The organism is Variovorax sp. 10N420 (assembly GCF_056394705.1).
Genome location: NZ_JBFTIJ010000014.1, coordinates 38926 through 65175, shown reverse-complemented (window position 1 = coordinate 65175; position 26250 = coordinate 38926). Strand labels below are relative to the sequence as shown.

26 protein-coding genes are annotated in these 26250 nt (G+C 64.7%); 10 read left to right on the top strand and 16 right to left on the bottom strand.

The window, feature by feature from the left end:
- Positions 1-43 precede the first annotated feature (43 nt).
- On the top strand, positions 44-1699 hold the full coding sequence (locus AC1DEK_RS26010; RefSeq protein ID WP_478128199.1) for a Na/Pi cotransporter family protein: 1656 nt from the start codon (positions 44-46) through the stop codon (positions 1697-1699).
- Between the two features lie 27 nt (positions 1700-1726).
- On the opposite strand, the gene AC1DEK_RS26005 is transcribed toward AC1DEK_RS26010, so the two are convergent.
- The 5 genes from AC1DEK_RS26005 to AC1DEK_RS25985 all read right to left on the bottom strand — a co-directional run bounded on the left by AC1DEK_RS26005 (position 1727) and on the right by AC1DEK_RS25985 (position 7215).
- The gene (locus AC1DEK_RS26005; protein WP_478128198.1) at positions 1727-2713 is read right to left on the bottom strand and encodes a quinone oxidoreductase family protein; all 987 of its coding nucleotides are present in this window, start codon (positions 2711-2713) and stop codon (positions 1727-1729) included.
- Positions 2714-2736: 23 nt separating this feature from the next.
- Positions 2737-3540, bottom strand: a complete 804-nt coding sequence (locus AC1DEK_RS26000; RefSeq protein ID WP_478128197.1) for an SDR family oxidoreductase — start codon at positions 3538-3540, stop codon at positions 2737-2739.
- Positions 3541-3556: 16 nt separating this feature from the next.
- Positions 3557-4471, bottom strand: coding sequence for a DMT family transporter (locus tag AC1DEK_RS25995; RefSeq protein WP_478128196.1), 915 nt, complete (start codon positions 4469-4471; stop codon positions 3557-3559).
- A 7-nt stretch (positions 4472-4478) separates the two neighbouring features.
- Entirely contained in the window at positions 4479-6092 is a 1614-nt protein-coding gene (locus tag AC1DEK_RS25990; protein WP_478128195.1) for a gamma-glutamyltransferase family protein, read from the bottom strand.
- Between the two features lie 151 nt (positions 6093-6243).
- A complete protein-coding gene (locus tag AC1DEK_RS25985; RefSeq protein ID WP_478128194.1) occupies positions 6244-7215 on the bottom strand; it encodes a Bug family tripartite tricarboxylate transporter substrate binding protein in 972 nt (323 codons plus the stop codon).
- 95 nt (positions 7216-7310) lie between these two features.
- Here AC1DEK_RS25985 and AC1DEK_RS25980 point away from each other — a divergent pair, with 95 nt between their 5' ends.
- Positions 7311-8237 carry a LysR family transcriptional regulator gene (locus tag AC1DEK_RS25980; RefSeq protein ID WP_478128193.1) on the top strand — a complete coding sequence of 309 codons (927 nt, stop codon included), beginning with the start codon at positions 7311-7313 and terminating at the stop codon, positions 8235-8237.
- 60 nt (positions 8238-8297) lie between these two features.
- On the opposite strand, the gene AC1DEK_RS25975 is transcribed toward AC1DEK_RS25980, so the two are convergent.
- The 6 genes from AC1DEK_RS25975 to AC1DEK_RS25950 all read right to left on the bottom strand — a co-directional run bounded on the left by AC1DEK_RS25975 (position 8298) and on the right by AC1DEK_RS25950 (position 13802).
- A complete protein-coding gene (locus AC1DEK_RS25975; RefSeq protein WP_478128192.1) occupies positions 8298-9809 on the bottom strand; it encodes a tripartite tricarboxylate transporter permease in 1512 nt (503 codons plus the stop codon).
- Positions 9810-9818: 9 nt separating this feature from the next.
- Positions 9819-10307: a tripartite tricarboxylate transporter TctB family protein gene (locus tag AC1DEK_RS25970; RefSeq protein WP_478128191.1), complete on the bottom strand. Its 489-nt coding sequence runs from the start codon at positions 10305-10307 to the stop codon at positions 9819-9821.
- Between the two features lie 141 nt (positions 10308-10448).
- Positions 10449-10604: a hypothetical protein gene (locus AC1DEK_RS25965; protein ID WP_478128190.1), complete on the bottom strand. Its 156-nt coding sequence runs from the start codon at positions 10602-10604 to the stop codon at positions 10449-10451.
- 111 nt (positions 10605-10715) lie between these two features.
- Positions 10716-12512: a type IV pilus assembly ATPase TfpB gene (gene tfpB, locus AC1DEK_RS25960; RefSeq protein ID WP_478128189.1), complete on the bottom strand. Its 1797-nt coding sequence runs from the start codon at positions 12510-12512 to the stop codon at positions 10716-10718.
- 7 nt (positions 12513-12519) lie between these two features.
- Complete coding sequence (locus AC1DEK_RS25955) at positions 12520-13272, bottom strand: class I SAM-dependent methyltransferase (RefSeq protein WP_478128188.1); 753 nt, start codon at positions 13270-13272, stop codon at positions 12520-12522.
- Positions 13269-13802 (bottom strand): DNA-deoxyinosine glycosylase, encoded by a 534-nt coding sequence (locus tag AC1DEK_RS25950; protein WP_478128187.1) that lies wholly within the window; start codon positions 13800-13802, stop codon positions 13269-13271. The genes AC1DEK_RS25955 and AC1DEK_RS25950 overlap by 4 nt, the downstream gene beginning before the upstream one ends.
- 47 nt (positions 13803-13849) lie before the next feature.
- On the opposite strand from AC1DEK_RS25950, the gene AC1DEK_RS25945 reads away from it, so the two are divergent.
- The gene (locus AC1DEK_RS25945) at positions 13850-14677 is read left to right on the top strand and encodes a mechanosensitive ion channel family protein (protein ID WP_478128186.1); all 828 of its coding nucleotides are present in this window, start codon (positions 13850-13852) and stop codon (positions 14675-14677) included.
- 51 nt (positions 14678-14728) lie between these two features.
- On the opposite strand, the gene AC1DEK_RS25940 is transcribed toward AC1DEK_RS25945, so the two are convergent.
- Both AC1DEK_RS25940 and AC1DEK_RS25935 read right to left on the bottom strand, forming a co-directional pair.
- A complete protein-coding gene (locus AC1DEK_RS25940) occupies positions 14729-15067 on the bottom strand; it encodes a hypothetical protein (protein WP_478128185.1) in 339 nt (112 codons plus the stop codon).
- Positions 15068-15191: 124 nt separating this feature from the next.
- Positions 15192-16052, bottom strand: a complete 861-nt coding sequence (locus AC1DEK_RS25935) for a TatD family hydrolase (protein WP_478128184.1) — start codon at positions 16050-16052, stop codon at positions 15192-15194.
- 86 nt (positions 16053-16138) lie between these two features.
- Here AC1DEK_RS25935 and AC1DEK_RS25930 point away from each other — a divergent pair, with 86 nt between their 5' ends.
- Genes AC1DEK_RS25930 through AC1DEK_RS25910 form a run of 5 tightly spaced genes read left to right on the top strand, consistent with a single transcriptional unit; the run spans position 16139 to position 20975 of the window.
- Positions 16139-17131: a S1C family serine protease gene (locus tag AC1DEK_RS25930; RefSeq protein ID WP_478128183.1), complete on the top strand. Its 993-nt coding sequence runs from the start codon at positions 16139-16141 to the stop codon at positions 17129-17131.
- A 39-nt stretch (positions 17132-17170) separates the two neighbouring features.
- Positions 17171-18181 carry an AAA family ATPase gene (locus AC1DEK_RS25925; protein ID WP_478128182.1) on the top strand — a complete coding sequence of 337 codons (1011 nt, stop codon included), beginning with the start codon at positions 17171-17173 and terminating at the stop codon, positions 18179-18181.
- Positions 18162-19148 carry a DUF58 domain-containing protein gene (locus tag AC1DEK_RS25920; RefSeq protein ID WP_478128181.1) on the top strand — a complete coding sequence of 329 codons (987 nt, stop codon included), beginning with the start codon at positions 18162-18164 and terminating at the stop codon, positions 19146-19148. The genes AC1DEK_RS25925 and AC1DEK_RS25920 overlap by 20 nt, the downstream gene beginning before the upstream one ends.
- Entirely contained in the window at positions 19145-20185 is a 1041-nt protein-coding gene (locus AC1DEK_RS25915; RefSeq protein ID WP_478128180.1) for a VWA domain-containing protein, read from the top strand. The genes AC1DEK_RS25920 and AC1DEK_RS25915 overlap by 4 nt, the downstream gene beginning before the upstream one ends.
- A 31-nt stretch (positions 20186-20216) precedes the next feature.
- The gene (locus AC1DEK_RS25910) at positions 20217-20975 is read left to right on the top strand and encodes an SDR family NAD(P)-dependent oxidoreductase (protein WP_478128179.1); all 759 of its coding nucleotides are present in this window, start codon (positions 20217-20219) and stop codon (positions 20973-20975) included.
- Between the two features lie 4 nt (positions 20976-20979).
- Here the strand turns inward: AC1DEK_RS25910 and lolD are convergent, their stop codons facing one another.
- Both lolD and AC1DEK_RS25900 read right to left on the bottom strand, forming a co-directional pair.
- Positions 20980-21675 carry a lipoprotein-releasing ABC transporter ATP-binding protein LolD gene (gene lolD / locus AC1DEK_RS25905; protein WP_478128178.1) on the bottom strand — a complete coding sequence of 232 codons (696 nt, stop codon included), beginning with the start codon at positions 21673-21675 and terminating at the stop codon, positions 20980-20982.
- Positions 21668-22924 (bottom strand): lipoprotein-releasing ABC transporter permease subunit, encoded by a 1257-nt coding sequence (locus tag AC1DEK_RS25900; protein WP_478128177.1) that lies wholly within the window; start codon positions 22922-22924, stop codon positions 21668-21670. The genes lolD and AC1DEK_RS25900 overlap by 8 nt, the downstream gene beginning before the upstream one ends.
- Before the next feature lie 35 nt (positions 22925-22959).
- Here AC1DEK_RS25900 and AC1DEK_RS25895 point away from each other — a divergent pair, with 35 nt between their 5' ends.
- Positions 22960-23937: a hypothetical protein gene (locus tag AC1DEK_RS25895; protein WP_478128176.1), complete on the top strand. Its 978-nt coding sequence runs from the start codon at positions 22960-22962 to the stop codon at positions 23935-23937.
- A 2-nt stretch (positions 23938-23939) separates the two neighbouring features.
- Entirely contained in the window at positions 23940-25649 is a 1710-nt protein-coding gene (gene recJ / locus AC1DEK_RS25890; protein WP_478128175.1) for a single-stranded-DNA-specific exonuclease RecJ, read from the top strand.
- 14 nt (positions 25650-25663) lie between these two features.
- Here the strand turns inward: recJ and AC1DEK_RS25885 are convergent, their stop codons facing one another.
- On the bottom strand, positions 25664-26218 hold the full coding sequence (locus tag AC1DEK_RS25885) for a hypothetical protein (RefSeq protein ID WP_478128174.1): 555 nt from the start codon (positions 26216-26218) through the stop codon (positions 25664-25666).
- Positions 26219-26250: the final 32 nt, after the last annotated feature.

Sequence of the window (26250 nt, the reverse complement as noted above, 5' to 3'; positions counted from 1 at the left end):
CCTGGCCTGGGCTTCCGGGGGTGCTCTATAGTGCTTCTATTCCATGAAGCACTTGTTGAATTTGCTGGCGGCGATCGCGCTGCTGGTGTGGGGTACCCAACTCGTTCGCACCGGCGTGCTGCGGGTGTTCGGCGCAAATCTGCGCCGCATCCTCGTGCACAGCATGCGCAATCGCTTCACGGCGGCATTGTCCGGAATCGGAGTGACGGCACTCGTGCAATCGAGCACCGCCACTTCGCTGATGACTTCGTCCTTCGTCGGCCAGGGACTGGTCACGCTCCCAGCGGCGCTGGCGGTGATGCGGGGCGCCGACGTCGGCACAGCGCTGATGTCGGTGCTGTTCTCGGCAGATCTTTCATGGCTGTCCCCGCTTTTCATTTTCGTCGGCGTTGTGCTGTTCATTACGCGTCCTTCCAGCGTGGCGGGCCGCGTGGGCCGCGTGCTGATCGGGCTGGGGCTGATGTTGCTGGCGCTGCAGCTGGTCGTGGAGGCCACCGGCCCGCTATTTGAAAGCCCGGCCATGCGCGCTGTGCTTGGATCGCTCAACAGCGACGTGCTGCTCGAAATCACCATCGGAGCCGCGCTGTCGATCGTTGCCTATTCGAGTCTGGCGGTCGTGCTGCTGGTCGCAGCGATGGCAAGCTCGAACGTGGTGCCGCTCGACGTGGCCCTCGGCCTCGTGCTCGGCGCCAACCTGGGAAGCGGCTTGCTGGCCGTACTCACCACCGCCAAGTCGTCTATTGCAGTGCGGCAAGTGACGGTAGGCAATCTCCTGTTCAAGGCGCTCGGCGTTGCCATCGCAGCGCCGTTCGTTGGGCTCTGGCTGCGAGAGGTCAGGCCGTTCGTCACCGACGCGACGCAGCTCGTAGTGCTCTACCACCTGGCGTTCAACGTCATCATGAGTGTCTGCTTCATCGGATTGACCGAATACGTCGCCCGGCTGGCCACGCGCCTGCTGCCGGTGCCCACGGAGGCCACAGCCCGACGCCCACAGCATCTGGACCCCTCCGCGATCTCGACGCCATCTCTTGCCATCTCCAACGCTGCGCGAGAGGCGTTGCACCAGGCCGACGTGGTCGAAACGATGCTGATCGGCGTGCTCAACGTGATCAAGCACAACGACCTTCGCCTCGCCCAGGAACTGCGCAATCTCGACGACACGGTCGACGAGCTCTATTCGGCGATCAAGTACTATCTCACCAAGATTTCGCGCGAGGCGCTGGGCGAGGAGGAGAGCCGCCGCTGGACGGACATCATCAGCTTCACGATCAACATGGAGCAGATCGGCGACATCATCGAGCGCGTGATCATCGACATCGAGGACAAGAAGATCAAGCCGCAGCGCAATTTTTCCGAAGCCGGCATGCGCGAGATTGTCGAACTGCACGAGCGGCTGGTGGCCAATCTGCGGCTAAGCATGAGCGTTTTCCTGAACGGCAACGTGCGCGACGCCCAGAAGCTGCTCGAAGAAAAGGCGCGCTTCCGCGATCTGGAGCGCGCCTATGCCACGACCCACCTTGGGCGGCTGTCGGACCAGACCGCGCTCAGTATCGAGACCAGTTCGCTGCACATCGACCTGATCAGCGAGCTCAAGCGCATCAACTCGCACATCTGCTCGATCGCCTACCCCATTCTCGAATCCGCCGGCGCACTGGCGCCGACGCGCATGCGCGAATCGCGCCTCAGTCAGTTGCAGTAGGCGCACGAGCGGCGTGCGCCGCTGTGGCTACGACAGAGTCAGGATGGTGCAGCCGGTCGTCTTGCGCGCCTCGAGATCGCGGTGCGCCTGCTGCACGTCGGCCAGCGGATAACGCTGGTCGATCGGGATCTTCACAGCGCCGCTTTCGACCACGGCAAACAGATCGTCGGCCATGGCCTGCGTGCTTTCGCGGCTCGAAATGTGCGTGAACAAGGTCGGCCGCGTGACGTACAGCGATCCCTTCGACGCAAGCAAACCGAGGTTGAAAGGCGGCACCGGCCCCGATCCGTTGCCGAAGATGGCCAACAGCCCGAACGGCCGCAGGCAATTCAACGAGCCTTCGAAAGTGTCCTTGCCCACGGAATCGTAGACGACCTTGACGCCCTTGCCGCCCGTGATCTCCTTGACGCGCTCGGCGAAGTTCTCGGTGCTGTAGTTGATGGCGTGGGCTGCGCCGTGGGCCAGCGCGAGCTTGCACTTGGCATCGGTGCCTGCGGTGCCGATCAACTGGAGCCCGAGCGCCTTTGCCCATTGGCAGGCAATGAGCCCCACGCCGCCAGCGGCCGCATGGAAAAGGATGAAATCGCCGGGCTGCAGTCCTTCGGCCGGCAGCGTCTTCTTCAACAGATACTGCGCGGTGAGGCCCTTGAGCATCATCGCCGCGCCAGTCTCGAAGGAAATCGAATCGGGCAGCTTGCAGACGAACTTTGCAGGCATGACTCGCGCTTCGCAATACGCGCCCGGAGGTTGGCTCGCGTAAGCCGCGCGGTCGCCCACCTTTAGATGCGAAACGCCTTCACCCACCGCCTCGACCACGCCCGATGCTTCCATGCCCAGTTGCAAGGGCATCGGGAACGGGTAGAGCCCGCTGCGCTGGTAGGTGTCGATGAAATTGAGACCCACCGCCTTGTGGCGAATGCGGATCTCGCCGGGGCCCGGATCGCCCACCTCGACGTCGACGATCTTCAGTTCCTCGGGACCGCCCTGGCGGTCGATGCGGACTGCTTTGCTCATGAATGGCTCCTTGTCTCGAACGATCAGTAGGTCCCCGGGTACGCACCCCCGTCGGCCAGCACGTTCTGGCCCGTCATGTAGGCCGCGTGCGTGCTGCACAGGAATGCGCAGATCGCGCCGAACTCGGCGGCATTGCCGAAACGGCCCGCTGGAATGTTCTTCTGGCGGCTGGCTCGGACGGCCTCGATGTCCTGGCCGGTCTTCTTCGCGGCACCGATCATGGTGCCCTTGAGGCGGTCGGTGTCGAACGACCCCGGCAGCAGGTTGTTGATGGTCACGCCCTTGCCAGCGATGCCCGAGCGCGCCACGCCCGCCACGAAGCCGGTCAGGCCGCTGCGAGCGCCATTGCTCAAGCCGAGGATGTCAATCGGCGCCTTGACCGAACTCGAAGTGATGTTGACGATGCGACCGAACCCGCGCGCAGCCATTCCGTCCACGGTCGCCTTGATGAGTTCGATCGGCGTCAGCATGTTCGCGTCGAGCGCCTTGACCCAAGCTTCGCGGTCCCATTCGCGGAAGTCACCGGGCGGCGGGCCGCCGGCATTGGTGACGACGATGTCGAAGTCCTGGTGCAGCGCGAAGGCGGCAGCGCGTCCGTCTGCGGTGGTGATGTCAGCCGCGATGTGCTTCACGAACGGCTTGGCGGCGCCGTCCACGGCAGCAGCCGCAGCTTGCAAAGTCTTCGCCGCGGCTTCCAGTGCCTCGGCGCCACGGGCCACGATGACAACGTTGACGCCTTCTCGCACCAGCGCCTCGGCACAGCCGTAGCCCAGGCCCTTGCTCGCGCCGCACACGAGGGCGGTCTTGCCTGCAATTCCCAAATCCATGTTCAGTCCTCCGGGCTCATCGGCCCATGCGTGTGAATACAAAGATGCCGGCGATCACCAGCACGGTCCCGGCCGCAATCCATAGGGTAAAGGGTTCGCCGAGGATCACCACACCCATCAGGATCGTGGACATCGGCCCGACCATACCCGTTTGGGCGGCCAAGGCGGGGCCGATGCGTTCGATCGCCATCATGACGGCAAGGACCGGTACGGCCGTACACAGCGTCGCGTTGAGGATCGACAGCCAGATGACCTCAGGCGCGACTTCGAAGGCGGCGCTCATCGGCCGCAAGAGCATGAACTGCGCGATGCAGAAAAGGCACGCCACGCTGGTCGCCAGACCCACCAGCCGCAGAGAACCCAGCCGCTTGACGAACTCGCCGCTCGCAACCAGATAGATGGCATAGCTCACGGCGCTGAGGAACACCAGAAGCGCGCCCCACGCCGCCGCCGCGCTCTGGCCGAGGCTCACTTCATGCCCGAACACCAGCAGCACGCCGACATAGCTGATCGCCATGCCGGCAACTTGGCCGCGGGTGATGCGCCGACGATAGATGATCCAGCCGAACAGCAGGACCAACGTCGGGTTGAGATACAGAATGAGCCGTTCCAGGCTCGCGGTGATGTAGGCCAACCCTGCAAAGTCGAGAAAGCTCGCCAGGTAATAGCCCGAGAAGCCCAACCCAATGACGCCCAACCAGTCGCGCCCGGTGAGCGCCGGCTTTCCGCGCCCGGCCCACCACGCCATCACCACGAACAACGGCAACGCAAAAAGCATGCGCAGCATGATCAGCGTGACAGCGTCGACGCCATAGCGATACGCCAGCTTGACGATGATCGCCTTGCCGCTGAACGCGATCGCGCCGAGCGTCGCGAGTGCGAGGCCCGGCGCGAGACTCTTGTGAGATGAAGTCTGGTGCTCCGGCGTCACTCTGAAACTAGAAGCCCGCCGCAAGGCCGTCGCGGCGCGCATCGCTTGCGGCGACATAGCCTTCGACCGCAGGATCGCCCGCGCGCCAGATGAACTGGCCGGCACCGAAGTCCTGGTACGAGTCGTTGATCACGTCCACCTTGTGGCCGAGGTCGGAGAGGCCCTGAACGGTGGCCGAGTTCATCGCCGCCTCGACGTTGATCTCCAGCCCCTGGTTGAAGCGCCAGCGCGGTGCGTCGCAGGCGGCTTGCGGATTCTGCTTGTAGTCCAGCATGCGCACCAGCGTCTGCATGTGCCCCTGCGGCTGCATGTTGCCGCCCATCACGCCGAAGCTCATCATCGGCGCGCCGTCCTTCGTGAGGAAAGCGGGGATGATCGTGTGGAAGGGCCGCTTGCCCGGCGCGACGAGGTTCGGGCTGCGGTCGTTCAGGCTGAAGCCATGACCCCGATTCTGCAAGCTGATGCCGAATCCCGGCTCGACGCAGCCGGAGCCGAAGCCCATGTAGTTGCTCTGGATGAAGCTCACCATCATCCCGTTTTCGTCCGCGGCTGTCAGGTAGATCGTGCCGCCCTTGACCGGATTGCCCGCCTTGAAGTCCTGTGCCTTGTTCAGGTCGATGAGTTTGGCACGCGACGCGAGATAGGCGTCATCGAGCATTTGCAGGGGAGTCACCTCCATCGACGAAGGGTCCGACACATAGCGATAGGTGTCGGCAAACGCGAGCTTCATGGCTTCGATCTGCAAGTGCTGCGAAGCGACCGAATCGACCGGGATCGACTCGATGTCGAAGTGCCGCAGGATGCCCAGCGCGATTAGCGCCGCAATCCCCTGGCCGTTCGGCGGAATTTCGTGCAGCGTGTGATTGCGGTAGTTCTGCGCGATCGGCTCGACCCACTCGGGCTTCCAGTTCGCGAGATCCCGCACCTTGAGACTGCCGCCGTTCTCGTTGGAGAACTTCTCCAGCGCCTCGGCGATTTCGCCGCTGTAGAACGCGTCCCCTGTCGTCGCCGCAATGGCCTTCAGCGCGCGGGCAGCAGCCGGAAACCGGAACAGTTCTCCCACTTCCGGCGCACGCCCCCAAGGCAGAAAGCTCTGCGCGAACCCCGGCTGCGATTGCAGGATCGGCGTGGCCGCAGCCCATTTCTGTCGCACGACCGGCGGCATGAGATAGCCACGTTCCGCGATCTCGATCGCTGGCGCCATCAGGTCCGCAAAAGGCAGTTTGCCGAATCGTTCCGACAGCGCGACCCAACTCCCCACCGCGCCCGGCACCGTGACCGAGTCCATCCCGCGCTGCGGCGGCGTGGCCGCATCGCCCCCGTACTTGCGCCGAAAGTAATCCGGTGTCCAGGCAGCAGGCGCACAGCCCGAGCCATTCAGCCCATGCAGCTTCTTCCCGTCCCACAAGATACAAAAGGCATCGCTCCCCAACCCGTTGCTCACCGGCTCCACCAGCGTCATCACCGCCGCCGTAGCAACCGCCGCATCCACCGCATTGCCGCCTTGATAAAGAATCCGCAGCCCCGCCTGAGACGCCAACGGATGCGAAGTCGAAACCACGTTCCGCGCAAAAACCGGAATCCGAGTCGACGTGTATGGATTCCCAAAATCGAATTTCATAAAAGCCTTCCAAATAGTCCAAATCCCTCGCGCGCCCGGCGAAGCAAGGGCCCCACCAGAAACACCGCGGAACCGGCTAAGCCGGGCCGCCGGTGTTGCCCCCGGTCAGGGGGTGGAGAGCGACACGAAGTGCGCGAGCCTGGGGGCGAGCTCAGTCTCCGGTGATCTTGCGATCGACAATGATCTTCTTCCACTTGGCGGCGTCTTCGGCCACCATGCTCGCGAACTGTGCGGGCGTGCTGGTCGCAGGCGCGATGCCCAGGCGAGCCAGCTTGTCGCGCACTTCAGGGTCGGTGAGCGATTGATTGGCGGCTGCGTTGATCTTCGCGACCAAGTCGGCAGGCATGCCCTTCGGCCCGTAAAGCCCGAACCATGTATTCGACTCGAACCCCGGCAGCGTGTCCGCAATCGGCGGCAGTTCGGGTGCGAGTGGGCTCCGCTTGAGCGAGGTCACCCCGAGCGCCCGCAACCGGCCGTCGCGCACGTGGGGCATTCCGGTCGGCAGCGCATCGAACAGGACATCGATCTTGCCGCTGATCAGGTCGGGAATGGCGAGCGCCGTGCCCTTGTACGGAATGTGCAGCATCGAAATGCCCGCTTGCGACTGAAAGAGCTCGGCCGTGAGTTGCACGATCGTCCCATTGCCGCTCGACCCGTAATTGAGTTTGCCGGGGTTCTTCTTGGCGTAATCGATCCATTCCTGCACCGTCTTGGCAGGCGAATTGTTCGGCACCAGCATGATGCTCGGCGCATCGCCCACATGAACGATCGGCGTGAAGTCGCGCACCGTGTCGTAGGGCAGTTTGCTATAGATGGCCGGGCCGATCGAGTGGGTGCTCGTCGTCGCCAGGAGGAGCGTGTAGCCGTCAGGGGTCGACTTGGCTGCGGCATCGGAACCGATTGCACCACCGGCCCCGGGCTTGTTGTCGACGACGAGTGTCGTGCCGAGCTTTTCGCCCATCTTCTGCGAAAGCGTGCGCGCGAAAAGATCGGTCGCGCCGCCGGCGGGAAAGGGAACGATCAACCGGATCGGCTTGGTCGGGTAGCCCTCTGCAAAGACCGCGGGCGAAGCGGCCACGCAAAGCGCGGCAGCCATGGCCTGGAGGAACTGGATACGTTTCATGGTGCTGGATTGTGTTCCCTGTGAAGCATCGAATGCTATGCAGCGGCGCGGCATCAAGCCAGATAATCCCGTTAATGCAACTATGAGCCGCGCTAATGACAAAGGCCGCTACTGAAGAGATCTCCATGCAGCAGTTGCGGGCGCTGGCGGCGGTCGCCGAGTCGGGCAGCTTCACGTTGGCGGCAGAAGCCCTGCAACTCACACAGCCGGCGATCAGTCATCTCATCAAGCGCATGGAACATGAGCTCGGCCAGCCTCTGGTGGTGCGCGGGCGGCGCATCCGCATGACTGGCGCCGGACAGATGATGGTCGACACGGCTGTTCGCGCCCTTCGGCTGATCGACGAATCCGTGAGCGCCTGCCGATCGCAGTCCCAGCTTCGCGAAGGCCGGGTGGTCCTGGCGGTCGGCCATCTCACGGCCGGCGCGCTGATGCCGCCATTGCTCAGCCGCTTCTCGCAACAGCATCCGGCGCTCGCGACCGCGCTGCTCGACAGCACGGCCGAGCAGATGATTTCCCGGATCCTTTCGCAAGAGGCCGACCTCGGCTTCGGTTCCGACATCGGACAGAAGCACTCGGAGCTTGCGACGGAGCCGCTCTTCAGCGATCGCATGGCCCTGTTCGCGCGCGACGATCACCCGCTGGCGCGACGGGTCGTGATCGACGCCAAGCACCTCGACGGCTTGCCGTTCATCCACGTCAATCCAGACGCGGTCATCTGGCGATCGGTGAGCCGGCAGCTTTCGAGCGTGGCCAACGTCTATCCGCGCGTGGTTCATCACGTCTCGATGCTGTCGACCGCGTTCGGGCTCATTCAGGCGGGCGCCGGTGTCGCGCTGCTGCCTCGCTATGTGGAAGTTCTGATGCCGGGCAACCTTCGCGCGATCGCGGTAGCGCGTCCGATGCTCGAATACCCCGTCGTTGCCGTGCGGCTCGCGAAACATCCGCTCAGTCCTGCGGCCATGGCCTTCCTTGCGATGGCGCGACAGCACATGAAGCCCCGCCGCGAAGAACGGTCCTGAAAGCGGGGCCCCTGAAAGCAAAAAAGCACCCGGAGGTGCTTTTTCGCAGGCTGTCGGGAATCACTCCTCGACGAATGCCTCTTCCCGCTTGGACTTGACGGCCGGCAGCAACACGATCACCAGCAGAAGCAGCGCGGCAGCCAGCAGGCCCGCCGAGATCGGCCGGGTGACGAACACGGCCCAGTCGCCGCGCGACAGCAGCAGTGCGCGCCGCAGGTTCTCTTCCATCATCGGCCCCAGGATGAATCCCAGCAGCAATGGCGCAGGTTCGCAACCGAGCTTGAAGAAGCTGTAGCCCACAAAACCGAAGATCGCCACCATCCAGATGTCGAAGGTGTTGTTGTTGGTCGAGTAAACGCCAATCGCACAGAACAGCACGATCGCTGGGAACAGGTACTTGTAGGGCACCGACAGCAGCTTGATCCACATGCCGATGAGCGGCAGGTTCAGGATGACGAGCATCGCGTTGCCGATCCACATCGAGGCGATCAGTCCCCAGAAGAGTTCGGGGTTGCTGGTCATCACCTGCGGGCCGGGCTGGATGTTGTGGATGGTCATCGCGCCGACCATCAGCGCCATCACGGCATTGGGCGGAATACCCAGCGTCAGCAGCGGAATGAACGAAGTCTGCGCGCCGGCGTTGTTGGCCGACTCGGGCGCGGCCACACCGCGGATGTTGCCCTTGCCGAAGGGCACTTCGCCCGGATGCAGCTTGGTCTTCTTTTCGATGGTGTAGGCCGCGAAGGCGGCCAGCAGCGCACCGCCGCCCGGCAGGATGCCCAGGGATGCGCCGAGCGCCGTGCCGCGCAGCACCGCCGGCGTCATGCGCTTGAAGTCTTCCTTGGTCGGGAACAGGCCGGACACCTTGGCGGTGAACACTTCGCGGTCTTCTTCGGGCCGCGACAGGTTGGCGATGATTTCGCCGTAGCCGAACACGCCCATGGCGATGGTCACGAAGCCGATGCCGTCGGTCAGTTCGGGGATGTCGAAGCTGAAGCGCGCCACGCCCGAGTTCACGTCAGTGCCGACCAGACCCAGCAGCAGGCCCAGCACGATCATCGCGATCGCCTTGAGCAGCGAACCCGAAGCCAGCACCACCGCGCCGATCAAGCCCAGCACCATCAGCGAGAAATACTCGGCCGGGCCGAACTTGAAGGCCAACTCAGTCAGTGGCGGTGCGAAGGCGGCCAGGATCAGCGTGCCGACACAGCCCGCAAAGAACGAGCCCAGACCAGCAGCCGCAAGCGCGGGTCCCGCCCGCCCCTTGCGGGCCATCTGGTAGCCGTCGATCACGGTCACCACCGAGGATGATTCGCCCGGCAGGTTGACCAGAATCGCGGTGGTCGATCCGCCGTATTGCGCTCCGTAGTAGATGCCGGCCAGCATGATCAGTGCCGACACGGGCGGCAGCGCGTAGGTGGCCGGTAACAGCATCGCGATGGTCGCGACCGGTCCGATGCCCGGCAGCACGCCGATCAGCGTGCCCAGGACGCAGCCTGCGAGGCAATAGAGCAGGTTGGTGAAGGTGAACGCGACACCAAAGCCGAGAGAGAGATTTGCGATGAGATCCATTTGTCGTCCTCAACCCGTGATGAAGGTGGGCCACACCTGGATCTGCAGCTTCAGCGCCCAGATGAAAGCGATGTAGCTGCCGACGGCGAGGACGGTCGCGAGAACGAGCACCTTGCGCAGATTGAATTCGCTGCCTGCGAGGCTCGAGATCAGCACCAGCGCATAGATGGCGATGATCATCCCCATGGCCGGCACGCCGAAGCTCGGCAGGCCGCCGAGCAGCACGCCGAACGCGAGGTTGGCGCCGATGATGTAGACCACCTGCTTCCACGCCCACCTGCCGATCTTCTCGCCGTCCTCGGTCTCGACCGAGAGGCCGGTGAACATGATGGCAAGGCCGATGACGGCCATGAGGATGCCGAGCATCAGCGGGAAGTAGCCGGGGCCCATGCGCGCGCCGTTGCCGACGTTGTAGGTCGTCGCGCCCCAGGCGAAAGCGACCCCGACGACGGCGAACATCACCCCCGAGAAGAAGTCTTTCTGACTCTTGATTTTCACGAACAGTCTCCACGAATGAATTCGACGGAGATTGTGTGGTCAGCCCAAAGTCAGCTTGATGTGGATTCCACCTATCGCGATTTCAGGGTTATCCCCAAGCCCGCTGCGGATCCGGATGCGCGGACACCGCCGCCCACGGAGTCAGCGCACCGTGTGAAAAGAGTCTGAAGCCTTCTTGAGCCGGTTGGCCAGGTTGCGGCGGAACTTGTCCATTTCGTGCTGATTGAGAACGTCGATCAACCAGCCGCCCGCCACCACCAGTGCCAGTACGCCAATCGTCAGAATCTCAGAGTTCATTTCCATCTCCCGGATCGTTGGGAGACTCGACTTTGCGACGTTCGCGGCCTCTTGGGAATCATCCGAAATGCCGATGTTGCTAATTGCGCGGAGCGTGAACTTGTTCCTTGTTCACTCGAGCGGCGGCGTCGCGCTCAGCACTTCCTCGATGGTCGTGAGTCCCTCGGCCACGCGCAGGGCACCAGCCAGACGCAGCGGCCGCATGCCATCGCTTACCGCCTGGCGCCGGAGCGAAAGCATGTTCGGCTCCTTGGTGATCTCGTTCTTGAAGGCTTCGGTCACGCTCAGGAGTTCGTAGAGCCCCATGCGTCCCATGTAGCCGGTCATCCGGCAGTCCACGCAGCCGACGGGCTTGTAGGCACGCACCGAGCCGCTGATCTGCCATGGCGAAACGAACTCGGCCAGCTTTTCGCGCGTCACCGTCTCGTCGGGCGCCTTGCAATGCTTGCACAACGTGCGCACCAGCCGCTGGGCGAGCACGCCGAGCATCACGGCATTGATCAGATACGAAGGCACTCCCAACTCCATCAGGCGCGTGATGGCGCTCGGCGCATCGTTGGTATGCAGGGTGCTGAAGACCAGATGGCCCGTCAGCGCCGCCTGCACCGCCATCTCGGCCGTCGCGAGGTCGCGGATTTCGCCGACCATGATGATGTCCGGGTCCTGCCGCATCAGCGCGCGCAAACCTTCAGTGAAGCCGAAGTCGAGCTGCGGCTGCACCTGTGTCTGGTTGAAAGACGACTCGATCATTTCGATCGGGTCTTCGATCGTGCTCACGTTGACTTCTTCCGTTGCCACCCGCTTGAGCGTCGAGTAGAGCGTCGTCGTCTTGCCCGAGCCCGTCGGGCCGGTCACAAGGATGATCCCGTGCGGCCGTGTCACGAGATGCTCCCAGCGCCGCGCGTCGTGCTGCGCAAAGCCCAGCGCGTCCAGGTCCTTGACCGCGGTGTCGGGGTCGAAGATGCGCATCACCATCTTTTCGCCGAAGGCAGTCGGCAGCGTCGAAAGGCGCATTTCGACTTCTTCGCCGCGCATGTTGCGGGTCTTGATGCGGCCGTCCAGAGGCCGGCGCTTCTCGACCACGTCCATGCGGCCCAGGAGCTTGATGCGCGACACCATGGCATTCATCACGCCCATGGGCATCTGGTAGGCGGGATGCAGCACGCCGTCGATCCGAAAGCGGATCACCCCCTGCTCGCGCCGGGGCTCCAGATGGATGTCGCTCGCGCGCTGGTCGAAGGCGTACTGCCAGAGCCAATCGACCACCTGCACCACGCTCTGGTCGTTGGCGTCGAGTTGCTTGGTGCTCTTGCCGAGCTCGACCAGTTGCTCGAAGCTCGCGCCGCCCGTGTTGGAGCCCGCCTTCTGCGCCGCCCGAACCGATTTGGCCAGCGCAAAGAACTCCGCCGTATAGCGTTGGATATCGGCCGGATTGGCAACCACTCGCCGCACCGAGCGGCGCGCCTGCCGCTCGACTTCGGCGATCCAGTCCGTGAGAAAGGGCTCCGAGGTGGCCACCACGACTTCGCTCGGCGTGACCTGCACCGGCAGCACCTTGTGCCGCTCCGCATAGGCAGCGCTCATCGTGTCGGCGACCTTGCCCACGTCCACCTTCATCGGATCGATTCGAAGGTACGCGAGCCCGGCGCGGGCAGCGAGCCATTGCGTGAGCATTTCCAGATCGAGCGGCTTGCCGTCGCTCTCGCGCGTCATGGCGACATTCGCGAGCCGCACCAGCGGCGCCTGCCGGCTCTCTGCCTGGGCACATCGGGCGATCGTGCGCTTGGCCTCGGGCGGCGAGATCACTCCATCCTTTGCCAGCCATTCGATGAGGCTACGCAGGTCGAGTGGACCTTCGTGGCGCGAAGGGGCGGATGGACCGGACGGAGCGGCGGGGACAGCACTCATGGATGAATCAGGTTTTCGCTTCGAGCGGTTTGAACACCCGGAGCCACTTCGAGGCAGGCAGGCGCCAGCGAGTCTGGATGCTTTGCGCGCGCTCGGCAAGCGCGGGGCGCTTCGGCCGGGTCGCGGTGCGCTGCGCCAGCACGATGGTGTTGCCCTCGCGCGTCGGCTTGAACGCCCAGACCGCGTCTTGGCCGAACGCCGCCGAAATCTTCTCCAGACTGCCTTCGTAGCTCGAAGAACGGCCGAAGAGATTGACCGTCATGCAGCCGTCCTCGGTGAGCAGCGCGCGGCAGTCGGCGTAGAAGTCCTCGCTGTCAAGCACCGGCGCGGCGGCTTCATGGTCATAGAGATCGACCTGAAGCGCATCGACCGTGCCGAGCCACTTCGCTTCGCGGATTTCGCTCGCGGCATCGGCGATCACGATTTCCAGTTTGCCGTCGTCGGGCGGCAGCTTGAACCAGCCACGGCATGCGGCGACGACCTGCGGATTGAGTTCGATGGCCGTCGTCCGCATGCGCAGCGTCTTGCGGCAGAACTTGGTGAGGCTCGCAGCGCCGAGGCCGAGCTGCATCGCATGCCGCTTTGAGACGCTGGCATCGTCGACGAAGAGCAGCCAAGCCATCATGCGCTGCACGTATTCGAGCTCGATCTCGAAAGGTGCATCGAGCTTCATGGAGCCTTGCACCCACTCAGTGCCCAGATGCAGATAGCGCACGTCTCCCCAATCGGAGAAATTGACCTCGGGGAGAACGATCTTCATGGGATGACCAGATACCTTTCAAACACTTCGCGCCAAGCCTGGACCTTGCGCTCGAAACTCCATGATGCATTGGCCGGGCTCGACGAAGGCAATCGGTAAACGGGCACGCCGAGCGTCCGGGTGTGCCGCGCGTGTCGAAAACTCTCGCCGCCGTTATGGGCGATGGCCGCGAGCTTCGGCAGCCGGAGACTCGCGATGTCGTTGACCACCGCATCGCGGATTGCCGAATCGAGGCTCCCTTGGCGCTGGCAACTGGCGTACACGTCCCACACGCCCAACCCGCGGTCGAGGAGCCATTCGCTACGCTTTTGATAGCTGCCTTCGCCCACTGGCAGCGGGTTTCCGGGCCACAAGGCCTGCAAGATTTTCCAGAAGTGGTTCTGCGGGTGCGCATAATACTGCTGCTGCGCGATCGACCGGGCCCCAGGAAAGCTGCCGAGTATCAACAAGGCGGTGTTGGCGGAAACGATCGGAGCAAGCCCCGTGAGCACGACTTTCGCGTCGCCTGGGTGCGGAGTCGGCTTATCCATAACGATGGCTGGTTTGCAGAAGCACCAGCACCTGTGAGGAAGAAAGCATGAATACGGAAGCGATCTGGATTTTCCTGACGACGCAGGGGGTGGATTTTGGCCTGAAAGTGATCGGCGCCATCGCGGCCTGGATCATCGGACGATGGCTCATCGGGCTTGCGCAGCGGCTGACGGCCAAGGCCCTCGAACGCGGCAGAAAGCTGGATGCGACGCTGAGCCATTACCTCGTCTCGATCCTCGGGGTCTTGCTGACCATCGTGCTGGTCCTCGCGATCCTGGACATGTTCGGGATTCGCACCACGTCATTCGCCGTATTGCTCGCGGGCGCAGGCCTGGCAATTGGCACCGCCTGGGGGGGCCTGCTCACGCATTTCGCGGCAGGCGTCTTCTTGCAGGTGCTAAGGCCCTATGGCGTCGGCGATTTCGTGACCGTGGGCGGAGGCACCACCGGCACCGTGAAGGAGCTCGGCCTGTTCGGCACCACGCTCATCTCGCCCGACAACACCATCATCACCGTCGGCAACAACAAGGTGCTCTCGGAGACGATCCAGAACTTCAGCCAGTTGAAATGGCGCAGGGTCGACACCACGGCCAAGGTTGCCAACGGCGTCGATGTCAATCAGGCCATCGAGTTGCTCAAGACGGCGGTACGCAATATTCCGAATGTGTCGACCGAACAGCCGCCGGACATCGAGATCCTCCAGTTCACGCCTGAAGGGCCGCTGCTTGCCGTGCGGCCCTACACACATACCGATCACTATTGGCAGGTGTACTTCGACACGCACCGGGCCATCGTCCAGACCTTCGGCATGGCGGGCTATCCGACGCCGGAAACGCCGCTCGCGCATCGCAACGTGACGCCGGCGGCAGCGTGAAGAAAAGCCCGCGTGAGCGGGCTTTTCTTCATCATAAAAAAGCGGGGAAGCTCAGGGCTTCTTCTTGGCGGCTTCGTTTTGCTCGGTGCCCGGGATCTTCTCGCCGATCTTGTTCCCGACGTGGCGAGTGCCCGACGCGGCATCGCTGGCGACGTCGCTGACCGCGTCACCGGCCTTCTTGGCGCCCTTCTCGGTCGCGTGCGCAGCCTTCTTGGTCCCGCTCTTCGTGGCATCCCAGGCTTTCTCGGTGCCCTTCTTGGTCGAGTCCCAGGCCTTTTCGGTGTCCTTCTCCAGCTTCTGGGTTTCAGTCTGCGCTACAGCCGACATGCCGACGCAAGCGAAGGCCACAGCCAAAGCGGCAGGCAAGGTACGAACGATGATTTTGCTCATTGGAAAAACTCCTCTGTAAGTTGGAGTGACCGTGGGGCCACTATGACGCAACGATGTCGCGGTGGCAAAGGATGACACCGAATGACATTTGAACCCCGCGGACGGCGCAAGTCGAGCGCTTGGCCTACGCAGGGGGCGGCGTCGCCTCCGACGCCGCCAGCAGCGAAGACAGCCGGGGAAGCGCGGCCATCGCGTTGCGGGTAGTCGCCTCGGCCAGGGTTTCGACAGCGATGCCGCGCAGTTTCGCCACCACGGCAGCAATGCGGGGCAACTCGCCGGGCTCATTTCGCCCTTGCGGCTCGCCTGCGTCCCTCTGGGGCTGCGTGCGGTAGAGCCAGTGGGGTTGAATGTCCGGCGAATCGGTTTCCATCACGATCGCCTCCAGCGGCAGCGTCGTCGCGAGGCGGCGCAGTTGCAGCGCGCGTTCGAAGGTCACGGCGCCGCCGAATCCCAGCTTGAGCCCAAGTTCGATGCAGGCCTGCGCCTGCTGCTCGCTTCCGTTGAAGGCATGCGCGATCCCGTTCCATTTCTGTCCGGGGGCGACCTGCCGAAGGTGCTTGAGCACCTTGTCGACCGATCGGCGCACGTGAATGATCACAGGCAGATCGTGCTTGCGCGCGATTTGCAACTGAGTGTGAAAGAAGCGCGTCTGCTTGTCCTCATCCAAGCCTTCGACGAAGAAGTCGAGGCCGATTTCCCCAACGGCAACCAGCCGGGGATCGTCGCGATGTTGCGCAAGTTCGGCGTCGAGCAGCTGCAGGTGTTCGTCCAAAGCCTCGCCCGTGCACATCGGATGGATGCCAAGCGCATAGGCGTCATGCTGACGATGCGCCAGTTCGCGCACGACCGAGAAATTGAACTGAGCCACCGCAGGGATGACGCAAAGCGCCACGTTCAGGCTCTTCGCGCGCGCCCGGATCTGGGGCATGTCGTTGCCGAATTCGGGCGCGTCCAGATGGCAGTGGGTATCGACAAAGACGACCATCCCGCGATGATGCCCGAACGGATGCATAGCCGCGGAAAGCGTGCTACCGTGCCTCCTCAAGCGTTCTCTTTTGTCGGAGGTGCCCAATGCGCAGGCCAGCTTTCTACAGCCGCTCGCCCCGTGGGCCGCAGGATGCGGCCGCGCCCGGCGCTGCCGACGTTCCCGATGCGACCGACATGCCCGGCGCGTCAGGACGATCTTCCGGCAAGCGTTGGCGGCCCGGACGCCGCAGCCTCTCTGCGCTGCTGCTGGTGCTCTGCGTCGGACTGGGAGCCGGCGGCGCCAGCATGTGGCCGCATCAAGGCACGCGCGTCCTCACGCAAAAAGACATCGACGCGGCAGTGCTGCGCACGCTGCAGACCACCACGCTCCCTTCTCCCGCGGCCAAGGCGGCGGAGATCATCCGGCCGTCGGTCGTGCGTGTGGTGGGCTACGGCATGGAGAAGACCACGCCCGAAGCCAAGGCCGAGAAGCGCGGCCGCAACGTCGCCAAGGGAAAACCGCCGGAAGCGCCGCCCGACGAAGGCCCAGGACAACTGGTCGAGCGCGGTGTGGGAACCGGCGTCGTGATCGTGGACAAGGGCATCATCCTGACCAACCTGCACGTGGTGGCGGGGGCTGAATCGATCCACGTCACTTTTGCCGACGGCCTCGAATCGCCCGCTACCGTCACCGGCGTGCAGCCCGAAAACGACCTCGCCGTGCTGCAGGCGCAGAAGCTGCCTGACGACCTCATCCCGGCCACGATGCGCTCGACCGCCGACCTCCAGCCTGGCGATCAAGTTGCCGCCGTGGGCTTTCCGTTCGGTATCGGTCCGTCGGTGTCCGCGGGCGTGGTGTCGGGCTTGAATCGCTCGTTCCGATCGCCGGAGGGCAAGCAGGAACTGGGCAATCTCATCCAGTTTGACGCTGCTGCGAACCCGGGCAATTCAGGCGGACCGCTCGTCAACATGAACGGAGAAGTGCTCGGCATCGTCACCGCCATCCTCAATCCGACTCAGCAGCGCACTTTCATTGGCATCGGTTTCGCGGTGCCGATCGAAAACGCCGCAACCGCGGCCGGCTCGCCGCCTTTCTGACCACCACCTGATTCCGAACACTCGAAGAAAGCACAAGGCATGACCACAGAGACAGAACCGACCTCCGCTGCCACCGCCGAGCTGATGGAGCAGATCCTCTATCAGGTGAAGCGCGTCGTCGTCGGCCAGGACCGATTCCTCGAACGCGTGATGGTCGCGATGCTGGCCGGCGGCCACTTGCTCGTCGAAGGGGTGCCCGGCCTTGCCAAGACGCTCACGGTCCGGACCTTGGCCGACACGGTGCGCGGGCAGTTCAAGCGCATCCAGTTCACACCCGATCTCGTTCCGGCCGACCTCGTGGGTACCCGCATCTACAACCAGAAGACCGGCGACTTCAGCACTTCGCTCGGCCCGGTCTTCGCCAACCTGCTGCTGGCCGACGAAATCAACCGGGCCCCAGCCAAGGTGCAGAGCGCGCTGCTCGAAGTGATGCAGGAGCGCCAGGTGACCATCGCCGGCGAAACGCACAAGGTGCCGCGTCCCTTCCTGGTGATGGCGACGCAGAACCCCATCGAGACCGAAGGCACCTATCCGCTTCCCGAAGCGCAGGTCGACCGTTTCATGATGAAAGTGCTGGTCGACTATCCGACCGATGAAGAAGAGTTCGTGATCGTCGAGCGCGTGATCGGCCCGCTCGTGGAAGCCGCCGCCGTTGCCACCACGGACCAGCTCGCGGCCCTGCAGGCCGAAGCCCGCCGCGTATATGTCGACCCTTCTCTCATTCAGTACGCAGTCAGGCTCGTATCGGCCACGCGCACGCCCGAGAAGCACGGCATGAAGGACATGCGCCGCTTCATTACCTTCGGGGCCAGCCCGCGCGCCAGCATCAACCTGACCGAAGGCGCTCGCGCCCTGGCGCTGTTGCGAGGCAGGAGCTATGCGCTGCCCGAAGACATGACGGCGCTGGTCCCGGACGTGCTCCGCCATCGCGTGACGATGTCCTACGAGGGCTTATCCGAAGGGCTGACCCCGGATGGGCTGATCGACAGGATCATGCGAGCTGTACCTGCACCCGCCAAACCACTCGAACATGAAAAGCTGGTGGCCTAGGCGCGCGAAAGCGGCCAACGACGAGGCGCTCGCGACGGCCGACGCCGTGGCGGGCGGAGTGGAGCGCGCGCTTCGCCGGCTCGAGTGGACGGTCATCCGGCGGCTCGACGGCCTTCTGCAGGGCGACTACCGAACCCTGATGCGTGGCGCAGGCCTGGACTTGGCCGACCTGCGCGAATACCAGCACCACGACGACGTCCGGCACATCGACTGGAACGTGACGGCGCGGCTGCAGACGCCGCACGTGCGCGTTTTCACCGAGGACCGCGAAATGGCGGCGTGGTTCGTACTAGACCTGAGCCGCTCGGTCGATTTCGGCTCCGGCGTCAGGGCCAAGCGCGAGATCTCGGCCGGCTTCGTCGCGGTCATCGCCCGGCTGCTCACACGCCACGGCAATCGCGTCGGCGCGATGGTCTATGGCAACGATGTCGAGGCGGTGATTCCGCCGCGATGCGGACGGCGGCATGTGCTGCATCTGCTGCACGCCATGGAACGACGCTCGGCCAAGATCGCGCCGGACCAGAAAGGCATGACACGCCTCGCCGACTTGCTGAAGTCCGCAGCCATGCTGATGCCGCGTCGATCGACAGTCTTCGTGGTGTCCGACTTCATGAGCGAACCCGGCTGGGAAAAGCCGCTCTCGCACCTGGTCCAGCGCCATGACGTCGTGGCGGTGCGGCTCTTCGATCCGCTCGAACTCGAACTGCCCGACCTCGGCCTGGTGCCCCTGCGCGATGCCGAAACCGGCGAGCAACTCTGGGTCGACACGCACGACGCCGGTTTCCGCAAGCGATTTGCCCGCATCGCCGCGGAGCGCGAAGCCACGTTGCGCGAGGCGTTGGCGAAGATCGGCGTCGACACACTCGAGCTCTCGACCGACGACGATCTGGTGGATGCCATCGTGCGTTTCGCCGACATGCGCAAGCGCCGCGTACGCGCCTCCAACTCCAAGGCGGTGGCAGCATGAATTTCCTGTGGCCTCAATTCCTTTGGCTCCTGCTGGCGCTGCCGCTGCTGGTGTTGCTGTACCTGTGGCTGATCCGGCGCAAGAAGAAGCTGGCGCTGCGCTATGCGAGCCTGTCCATCGTGCGCGAGGCCATGGGTGCGGGGCAGACGATTCGCCGCCACATCCCGCCCTTCCTCTTTCTGCTGGCGCTGGCTGCGATGCTGATTGCCGCTGCGAGGCCGATGGCCGTGGTGGTGCTGCCGTCGAACCAGCAGACCATCATCCTCGCCATGGACGTGTCCGGCAGCATGCGGGCGGCCGATGTTCAGCCCAACCGCCTCGTGGCCGCACAGGAAGCTGCCAAGAGCTTCCTCAAAGAGCTGCCGCGCACCGTGAAGGTCGGTGTCGTCGCCTTTGCCGGCAGCGCCCAGGTCGCGCAGTTGCCCACCACCAATCGCGAGGACCTCGTCACCGCCATCGACTCGTTCCAGTTGCAGCGCGCGACCGCGACGGGCAACGCGATCGTCGTCTCGCTCGCCACGCTGTTCCCTGACGCGGGCATCGACATCTCCGACTTCGGTCCGCAAAGCCGCGAGCGCGGTGTCTCGATCGACCACGCCGGCAAGCCACAGCAGAAAGACTTCACGCCGGTCGCGCCGGGCTCCTACACCTCGGCGGCGATCATCATGCTGACCGACGGCCAGCGCACCACCGGCGTCGACCCGCTCGATGCCGCCAAGGCTGCGGCCGATCGCGGTGTGCGCGTCTACACGGTGGGCATCGGCACGGTCGACGGCGAGACGATCGGCTTCGAAGGCTGGTCGATGCGCGTGCGGCTCGACGAGGAAACGCTCAAGGCGATTGCCAACAAGACCTCGGCGGAGTACTTCTACGCGGGCACGGCGACCGACCTCAAAAAGGTCTACAGCTCGCTGAGTTCGCGTCTCACGGTCGAGAAGAAGGAGACCGAAGTCTCCGCGCTTTTCGCGATGGGCGCCGCCGCCCTGGCGCTGCTTTCGGCGGGACTTTCGCTGCTCTGGTTCAATCGCATCCTCTGACGTTCCTTCGAACGCAAAGGAGTGATTGCGAATGTTTGATCTGAGTGGGAAAGTAGCGCTCGTCACCGGCGGCAACGGCGGCATCGGCCTCGGCATGGCGCAAGGACTGGCCAAAGCCGGCGCTCGAGTGGTGGTCGCGGGGCGCAATGCGCAGAAGTCGGCGGCGGCGCTGGACGCGCTGAAGGCGCTGGGCAGCGACAGCTTCGCACTTGCCGCCGACGTCACGGACGAGGCATCGGTGCAGGCGTTGTTCGATCAGCTCGCGGAGCGCTGCGGCCGGCTCGACATCCTTGTCAACAACGCCGGAACCACCGTGCGCAAGCCCGTGGACCAACTCGCACTGGCCGAGTGGAACCAGGTCATGGACACCAATCTGACGAGCGCCTTTCTCTGCTGCCGCGCCGCGCATCCGCATCTCAAGGCAGCCGGCGGCGGCAAGATCATCAACATCGGATCGATGATGTCGATCTTCGGCGCGCCCTATGCGCCCGCCTATGGCGCCAGCAAGGGCGGAATCGTGCAACTGACGCGCGCCATGGCCGCTTCATGGGCGGCCGACGGCATCCAGGTCAATGCGGTGCTGCCGGGATGGATCCAGACCGAGCTGACCGACGGCGCACGCGCCCAGGTGCCGGGGCTCAATGAACGGGTGATTGCACGCACCGCCGCCGGCCGCTGGGGACAGCCCCGGGACTTGGCCGGGATCGCGGTGTTTCTCGCCAGCGACGCGTCGGATTTCGTGACCGGAACGGCGATTCCGGTCGACGGCGGCTATTCGATCGCGGCCTGAAGGCTCAATCGGCGAGCCGGCCTGCCGTCAGGCGCAGCACGCGGTCGCAGCGCGTTGCCAGGCTCTCGTCGTGCGTGACCATCACGAAAGCGGTGTTGCGCTCGCGCGCAAGGCGCAGCATGAGCGCAAACACCGTGTCGGCCGTCGCACGGTCGAGGTTGCCGGTCGGCTCGTCGGCCAGCACGCAATCGGGTTGCGTCACCAGAGCCCTGGCGATGGCGACGCGCTGGCGTTCGCCGCCCGACAGTTCCGAGGGACGATGCTGGACGCGCTCGCCGAGACCCACGGCGCGCAGCATCGCGACCGCCGCATCGTGCGCTTCTGCCGGCGGCATGCGCCGGATCTTGAGCGGCATCGCCACGTTGTCGAGTGCACTGAACTCCGGCAGCAGATGGTGGAACTGGTAGACGAAGCCCAGATGCCGATTGCGCAGGCGCCCCTGCTCGGCGGCATCGACATGCGCGATGTTTTCACCGTGCAGTTCCACCGTGCCTGAGGTTGGCGCATCGAGCCCGCCCATCAGATGCAGCAACGTGCTCTTGCCCGAGCCCGACGCGCCAACGATCGCCAGCGTCTCGCCCGCATGCACGTCGAGGTCGACGCCGTGCAAAACCGTGAGGTCGATGCGGCCTTCTTGAAAGCGCTTGGTCAGTCCGCGGACTTTGAGGACAACGTTCCCGTTGTTCTTCACCTCACTCATAGCGCAGAGCCTCCGCGGGATTGACGCGGCTCGCGCGCCAGCTTGGATAGAGGGTCGCGACGAAGGCGAGGATGAGCGAGATCACCGTGATCGGCACGATGTCGCCTCGCTGCGGATCGCTCGGCATCTTGCTGATGAGGTAGATGTCCTTGGGCAGGAAGCTCGCGTGGAAGAGCCGCTCCAGCGCCGGGACGATGACGTCGATGTTGTAGGCGATGCCCAGCCCCAGCAGCAAGCCGGCCAGCGTGCCCACGACACCGACCATGGCCCCCTGCACCACGAAGATGCCCATGATGCTGCGCGGACTGGAGCCCAGCGTGCGCAGGATCGCGATGTCCGCGCGCTTGTCGGTGACCGTCATGACGAGCGTGGAGACGAGGTTGAAGGCCGCGACCGCCACGATCAGCGTCAGGATGATGAACATCATGCGTTTCTCGACCTGCACGGCCGCAAACCACGTCTTGTTCGCGCGCGTCCAGTCGCGAATGAGGAATTGCCCCGGCAGCGTGGCGCCGAGTTCGTCGGCCACCTCGCGCGCCTGATGCAGGTCCCTGAGCTTGAGGCGCACCCCGCTCGGCCCTTCCAGGCGGAACACACGGGCGGCGTCTTCCTCGTGGATCATGGCGAGCGACGAGTCATATTCGTAGTGCCCCGAATCGAAGGTGCCGACGACCGTGAACTGCTTGAGCCGCGGTACGACGCCAGCCGGCGTGACCTGGCCGCCGGGTGCGATCAGCGTGACCTGATCGCCTTCGCGCACGAACAGCGATCGCGCGAGTTCGACCCCCAGCACGATGCCGAACTGCCCCGGCACCAGCTTGGACAGCGAACCCTGCTGCATGTCGCTGGAAAGATCGGTCACCTGTGCTTCCAGTTCGGGCTGGATTCCGCGAACCAGGGCGCCCTTCATGTCTTCGCCGCGCGCGATCAGCGCCTGCGCTGATATGAACGGCGCGACGCCGATCACCTGGGGGTTCTTGCGCGCTTCGGCCATGATCGCGTCGATGTCGCCGAGCGCCTGGCCATCGCGCGACAGGATCTCGATGTGGGAGATCACGCCGAGCATCCGGTCGGTCACTTCCTTCTGGAAGCCGTTCATCACGCTCAGCACGATGATCAATGCAGCCACGCCGAGCGCGATGCCGAACATCGATACGCCAGAGATGAAGGAAATGAAGCCGTTGCGCCGCGTCGCCCGGCCTGCGCGCGTGTAGCGCCAGCCGAGTTGCAGTTCGTAGGGGAGTCGCATAGGGCGGTAATTGTGGCATCCCGGACAATAGGCCTATGCCCGTGTCCCCTGTGCCCTCCAGCTCCCGTCATTTGTTGATCCCCTTCGCCGGCAGAGGCTCGCCCGCCTGCCGAGAAGCGCTGACCGGACTTCGGCTGCCAAAGCTCGAAGCCCTCCTCGGCCGGATTTCGCTGATGCATGAGGACATGCAGGACGACAACACCCTTTCGCCGCCGCACGAACGCGCCCTGGCGGATGCCTTGGGCATCGCGGCGCCCGACGGCTGCATTCCGTGGGCGGCCCTCGAAGCGAAGCAATCCGGCCTCGGTCCCACCGACACCGGTGCGAGCTGGGGTCTGGCGACGCTTTGCCACTGGCATGTCGGCATCGACGACGTGGTGCTCGGCGACCCAGCCGCCATTCATATCGACGAATCCGAGTCGGCCGCGTTACTGAAGGCCGCACAGCCCTTCTTCGCGGAAGACGGCATCGCATTGCACGCATCGTCGACGCCGGGCCGCTGGCTCGCTCACGGCAAGGTTTTCGACGGGCTCGCAACGGCATCGATCGATCGTGCGGTCGGCTCGCCGATTTCCGAGTGGTCGCCGCTCACCGATGCCGCGCGGCCGCTCCGCAGGCTCCAGAACGAGATGCAGATGCTGCTCTATACCGAACGCGTGAACGACGACCGTGCTGCGCGCGGTGTCCCGCCGATCAATTCCTTCTGGCTGAGCGGCACGGGCAACTTGCCGGAATCACGGAGCCCGAACGGCCCACCGCCGAAGGTGGACGACTCCTTGCGCACGGCTGCCCTGCGCGACGATGGCGCCGCCTGGGCTTCAGCCTGGCAGGCGCTCGATGCTGGCCCGATGGCCGCACTGCTGGCCGATGCCTCCGGGGGCGCCGATGTCATGCTGACACTGTGCGGCGATCGCGGCGCCCGCTGCTTCGGCGTGCAGCCTCGCGGACTGGTCGGATGGGCCCGCAACCTCTTCAGCAGAGTCAGCACCGGCGACGTGCTCGGAGCGCTATAACCATGAAGATCATCGCCAGGGACATCCCCCCGCGCAGCGCCTGGGCACTCGAACAGGCCGGCGTGCATCCGTTGCTGGCGCGACTCTATGCAGCGCGCGGCGTGCTCGGCAAGGACGAGCTCGACGACGGACTCGCACTGCTGCTGCCGCCGGTCACGTTGCACGGTGCCCGTGAGGCAGCGGTGCTGCTGGCCGATGCCATCCGGGATGACAAGCGGCTTTGCGTGGTCGCCGATTACGACTGCGATGGCGCCACCGCCTGCGCCGTCGCCGTGCGCGGCCTGCGGCTCCTGGGCGCGAAGCACGCCGCTTACCTCGTGCCCGATCGCGTGACCGACGGCTACGGGCTCACGCCGCCCATTGCCGAACGCGTGGCGGACAGCGGCGCGGACTTGCTAATCACAGTCGACAACGGCATCGCAAGCGTCGAAGGGGTGGCCGCCGCCAAGGCGCGCGGACTGGCCGTGCTGGTCACCGATCACCACCTGCCGGGTCCCTCGCTGCCGGACGCCGATGTGCTCGTGAATCCCAACCAGCCGAGCTGCGCATTCGAGAGCAAGAGCATCGCCGGCGTCGGCGTGATGTTCTACGTGCTGCTCGCGTTGCGCTCCGAGTTGCGTGCGCGGGGCGTGTTCGACGTCACGAATCAGCCGAAGCTGGACGCCCTGCTCCCACTGGTCGCGCTGGGCACGGTCGCGGACGTAGTGCGGCTGGACGCTAACAACCGGCGGCTCGTGGCGCAGGGCCTGCGGCGCATCCGGGCGGGCGCGATGCCGGCAGGCGTAGCGGCGCTGTTCAAGGCCGCCGGCCGCAATGCCGCGGCGGCGACGACGTTCGACTTCGGCTTTGCGCTGGGCCCGCGCATCAACGCAGCCGGCCGCCTGGCCGACATGACGCTCGGCATCGAATGCCTGCTGACCGATGATGCCGGGCGCGCGGACCAACTTGCGCGCACCCTCGACGGCATCAATCGCGAACGGCGCGACATCGAAGGCGGCATGCGCGAGAAGGCTCTGGTGTTGGCCGAATCGTTGTTTGCCGACGTGCAGACAGCGCCTGCGGCCATCAGCGTGTTCGGCGCCGACTTCCATGAAGGCGTGGTCGGCATCGTGGCATCGCGCATCAAGGAACGATTCCATCGGCCGACCTTCGTCTTCGCGGCGAGCGGCGCCGACGGCAAGTCGCACGAGCTCAAGGGGTCCGGGCGATCCATCCCCGGCTTCCACCTGCGCGACGCGCTCGATCTTGTCGCCAAGCGGCATCCAGGCGTGCTGCTGCGATTCGGCGGACATGCGATGGCGGCGGGCTGCACGGTCGCGCGCGAGCACTTCGAGGCTTTCGAAAAGGCACTGGCCGAAGTGGCGCAGGAATGGCTCGACGCAGCCACCCTGACGCGCAGACTGGATACCGACGGCCCGCTCGCACCTGAATATCTCCGTGTCGATCTGGTCGACACGCTGCACCGCGAAGTGTGGGGCCAGGGTTTCGCACCGCCGACCTTCAGCGAAGAGGTCGAGGTGATTTCGCAGCGGCTGGTCGGCGAAAAGCACCTGGCCCTCAAGCTCAAGCACAAGGGCAAGCCGGTCGACGGCATCTGGTTCGGCCATACCGAGCCGCTGCCGGCTCGCGTGGTGATCGCTTACCGGCTGGATGCCGACGAATGGCAGGGCGTGCGGCGGGTCAGGTTCCTGGTTGAAGGCGCTGAAATCTGAGGCGCCTCGGCTTCTCAGGAAGCAGGCGGGCGAATGCGTTCGATGCGGGCTTTCGGGGTCGCGCGCACCAGCTCTTCCTTGGCGGCTTGAGCCTCTGACGTCTCGGCGTTGCGCTGGCGCCTGGACGACGTGTCCACCGCGTCCGGCTCTGCCGGTGCAACGACCACGATCTCGTCCACGCAAATGGGGGGAGCGTCTTCGACCGCGCCGCGCACCGCCTCCATGACATGCGCGGTGCCGTGCGGCGACTGCAGGTCGATGAGGATGCGCCGGGCGCCGAAGCCACGCGCATTGGCGCGCAGAAAGTCCGCAAGGTGCGCCCGAAGCTCGGGCCAACGCAGCTTGTCCCAGATCACCGCCCTGGGCACCGCACTCAGCGGCAGAGGAAAGAAGCTTGCGGCTTCGCCGCGCTGGTTGATCCGGCTGACCAGCTCCTCCACCTGCTCACGCGGCACGCGACGCTTCGTGTAGTGGGGCAAGGGGCCGTATTCGGAGTCCGCGTAGGTGAGTACGTGATAGTCCGAGATCGGTCCTTCGAGCTTGTTCGAGGGGGTCCGCACGATACGCATGGCGAGCCTTTCGCGGGTGGCGTTCGAGTGCA